General features: G+C 66.5%; 6 protein-coding genes and 1 pseudogene. 4 read left to right on the plus strand and 3 right to left on the minus strand.

Annotation, left to right across the window (positions count from 1 at the left end; genetic code table 11):
- The 3 genes and pseudogenes from MXD60_RS25945 to MXD60_RS25955 all read left to right on the plus strand — a co-directional run.
- Positions 1-138, plus strand: a pseudogene (locus MXD60_RS25945) (DDE-type integrase/transposase/recombinase); the annotation flags it as partial.
- Positions 139-211: 73 nt separating this feature from the next.
- Positions 212-631 (plus strand): hypothetical protein, encoded by a 420-nt coding sequence (locus MXD60_RS25950; RefSeq protein ID WP_248822291.1) that lies wholly within the window; start codon positions 212-214, stop codon positions 629-631.
- A 1-nt stretch (position 632) separates the two neighbouring features.
- The gene (locus MXD60_RS25955; RefSeq protein ID WP_248822293.1) at positions 633-1,187 is read left to right on the plus strand and encodes a DUF6036 family nucleotidyltransferase; all 555 of its coding nucleotides are present in this window, start codon (positions 633-635) and stop codon (positions 1,185-1,187) included.
- A gap of 578 nt (positions 1,188-1,765) precedes the next feature.
- Here the strand turns inward: MXD60_RS25955 and relB are convergent.
- On the minus strand, positions 1,766-2,092 hold the full coding sequence (gene relB / locus MXD60_RS25960) for a type II toxin-antitoxin system RelB family anti-toxin (RefSeq protein ID WP_248822295.1): 327 nt from the start codon (positions 2,090-2,092) through the stop codon (positions 1,766-1,768).
- The gene (locus tag MXD60_RS25965; RefSeq protein ID WP_248822297.1) at positions 2,089-2,451 is read right to left on the minus strand and encodes a type II toxin-antitoxin system RelE/ParE family toxin; all 363 of its coding nucleotides are present in this window, start codon (positions 2,449-2,451) and stop codon (positions 2,089-2,091) included. The genes relB and MXD60_RS25965 overlap by 4 nt, the downstream gene beginning before the upstream one ends.
- A 46-nt stretch (positions 2,452-2,497) precedes the next feature.
- Here MXD60_RS25965 and MXD60_RS25970 point away from each other — a divergent pair, with 46 nt between their 5' ends.
- Positions 2,498-2,794, plus strand: coding sequence for a winged helix-turn-helix domain-containing protein (locus MXD60_RS25970; RefSeq protein WP_248822299.1), 297 nt, complete (start codon positions 2,498-2,500; stop codon positions 2,792-2,794).
- A gap of 11 nt (positions 2,795-2,805) precedes the next feature.
- Here the strand turns inward: MXD60_RS25970 and MXD60_RS25975 are convergent.
- On the minus strand, positions 2,806-3,381 hold a 576-nt coding region (locus MXD60_RS25975), incomplete at its 5' end, for a GNAT family N-acetyltransferase (RefSeq protein ID WP_248822301.1).

The raw sequence follows: 3,381 nt of genomic DNA on the forward strand, positions 1-3,381 counted from the left end.
CGGTCTGGAGAAACGGACTGGCGGCAACGTCAGCACCGCGCTCCAGGCCGACTCAACACGTACGTCAAGGTCGCCGGACGATGGACCTACCTGTACCGGGCCGCCGACCAGTTCGGCCAGGTCATCGACGTCGCCGCAGTGGCAGCCACGACCTCGTGCGACCGGCGAATCCGACCCGCCGGAGGCATGATCCGCCGCGTACTGTGGGGTCGTGGACCCGTTGCGTGCCTTCCGGACCGTGGACGACGCCGCCGCCGTCGCGGCCGGCATGGTCTCAACTGACGCCCGCCCCCAGGACATCTGGCGGCACGCCATCGTCCAGCTCCTCGACGACTACACCAGCGTCCTGCACCACCAGGGCTGCGCCGCGGCGCAGGCAATGTGGGCCGACCAGCCACGGCCATCCGGCGACCGGCGCGTGGACGCCGCTTTCGCCGCCCTCGGGGAGCACCTCGCCCGCCGCGACGGCTGGCCCGCACCTCAATGGGTGCGCGACCCCGCCCTCGAAGCGATGCCCTGGTGGTTCGTCACCGCGCTGAAGGGGCTGCATCCCCGGGCACTGGTCGAGTCCCCCCTGTCGTTTCGCAAACGCGGCATCTTCATCACCCGCGGCGCCCTCCAGCGGGCGTGACATGACCACCCCGGGTCTCGACCGCGAGTCGATCGCCGACCTGCTCCAGGAACTCAACGACGAGCTGGGGCGGCGCGGCGCCAAAGCCGACCTGTTCCTCGTCGGCGGCGCCGCCCTCGCCCTCGCCTACGACGCCCACCGCTCCACCCGCGATCTCGATGCGGTGTTCCTGCCGACCGACGTCGTCCGAGCCGCTGCCGCTGTACTCGCCGAACGCCACGGCCTGTCCGCCGACTGGCTCAACGACGCGGTGAAAGGCTTCCTGCCCGGTCCGGATCCGGCCGCGAGCAGATATTTCGAGGCCGATCATCTCACCGTCGACATCGCCTCCGCCGAATATCTACTTGCCATGAAACTGTTCGCGTCCCGCGTCGAAACCGACGCCGAGGACATCGCGTTCCTCTACCGCACCCTCGGCTACACCACCGTCGACGAAGGCCTTGACCTCGTCCAGGCGGTCTACAGCGGCCGCCCGATCAACGCGAAGGTCCAGTTCCTCCTCGAGGAAGTCGTCGACTCCCTCCACGACCCAGGCAACCGTGCGGACCACCCCTGACGATTCAGTCAGACCTGATCTCAGGACCCTCCCCCAGCATCCGCGCACATCGCCCGCAGGCGTACATCCCTACTGGCAGCCCGCCGCACCGAACGTCGTCACCCGCCGGCCGGTCGATCGTCTACTGGCACAGCGGCTGCCTGCGGCGACCACCGGTGTCCTCCAAAGTCGCCGTTGCTCGGTACCTCGGCCAGGCGGCCGCGGTTCGCATCGTCGCACCATGGTCGTCCAGCAGGGGCTCGAACCAGCTGGCAACGCCCTGACCAGCACCGATGCATGGCACTGGATCTCAAGCGATAGATCGCGAACCGCATTCGCCCAGGTCAAAGGCATGATCAGAAATTTGGTGGACCATGTGTACCAGCATCCGAACCGTTCGATCATGGTTGCTGGCCCTGAAATCACTGTCCGACCGGTCGCCACCCGGGCCCTGACCAGGGGCGATGTCCAGTGACCGCGTCGACTTCTACATCATCTAGCGAATCGAACATATGTCCCGAATTTCGGACGGGTTGGCTGTTTCGGCCCGTCTCGTGACCGTGACCGATCGTGGGGGGTGGCGGTCGGGTTGGCGGTCTTCAGCCGATGACAAGCCGTTCGCCGCCGAAGTCCGCGATGACTTCCAGATGTCCGCCGAGCGCTTTGACGTAGGCGGCGAGGGTGCGCAGCTCGCTGGCATCGACGTTGGCCCGCTCGATGGCGGAGACGCGTTCCTGTCGGACATGCATGCGATCGGCGACGTCGGCCTGGGTGAGACCCAGTCGCCGGCGCATCTCGGCCAACCGATGGGCGCGGTTCTCGGCCACGAGTCGCGCTACTCCCGCCTCGACCTCGCGGCGGTCACCTTCCTCGGGGAAGAACTCGTTCAGGAAGCCGTCTCTGTCGTACCCATGGGTAGCGCTCATGCGTCTCGCTCCTTGAGGTAGAGAGCGTAGCGGGCCTCGGCCAACGGGATCGCCCTGCCGTACCAGGTTGACCATTGTCCGGCCTTGTCTCCGGCGACGAGAAGCACCGCGCGGCGCTCGGGATCGAAGACGAACAGGATCCGGACCTCGCTGGCACCACCCGAGGCGGGCCTGAGCTCCTTGAGATTGTGCAGGCGTGAGCCCTTGATCCGATCGACGAGCGGCCTCCCCAGGCTCGGGCCCTCGTCGAGAAGAGCCGTCACAGCCTGACCGACGAGGATCGCGGTGTTGCGGTCCGTTCGACGCAGATCATGCAGCCACTCCCGGACCTCGCTGACGATCTCGAGGCGGTAGGTCACGACATGTCCCTTTCGGGGCTAGGGTTCAGTACCTGAGTGTACTGCCTTGCCGCTCACGCGCGGGCCGGTCGCGTCGCTCCGGTCCCCTTCGGTTCACCGTCGTCCTCCACCAGTTCACGACCACCACGCCCGCGGCGACCACCGAGCCCCCGCTGGGCGTCACAGAACGTCGCGTCAACCAGGCCTTGACCGTCAGGGACGAACGGTCAGCGACCTCGCTGAGGAGCTCGGGCTCTCCGTTCCGAACATCCGCAAAACACTACGAAACCTGCGCGGCCGCGGGCTCATCCTTCAACGTGGCGGCCAAGGCAAAACCACTACCTATCAGCGGACCGAGTCATAACACGGCATTGATCAAGTTGCGCGTTCTCCAGTGGCCTGCGCCGGCAGAAGGCTCTTGACCAGAAAACTCGCCGTCTCTGCCTCCTCGTGTTCCACGCCATCCTGATCGACCCAGGTCCAGCAACCGACATAGCGTTGAACCCGAACGATGTAGCCGAGCCGCCGGTAGAGGCGGGCAGCGTCGGGGTTGTCGGCAGCCACGCCAAGACCGACAGTCCGATGGCCATGCGCTGCGACCAGGATCTCGGCCTGACGAAGCAGCTCTCGGCCTATCCCATGCCGTCGCTGCTCTGGCGGCCACACCCCGAGCGCGTTCAACTCCGGGCATGCAGCCGTCTCCCGCCGCACCTCCTCGGCGTCGCAACCCGCCCAAATGATCAATAGATGCCCCACGGGCCGCCCAGCCAGCCAGGCGACGAGATATGTACCGCCTCCCGCGCTCTGCCGTTCGAACCGCCGGCGGTGAAAGCTCGTCCGGCCTGCCGCCGGGATGCACCGGTCAAGGAGATCAGGGAGTGTAAGAACAACGGTGTAACTCCGATCATGGGAGTAGCACCTGATGACGATCACTACTGATGTGGCGGGCGC

Source organism: Frankia sp. AgB32, assembly GCF_023243045.1.
Lineage (GTDB): Bacteria > Actinomycetota > Actinomycetes > Frankiales > Frankiaceae > Frankia.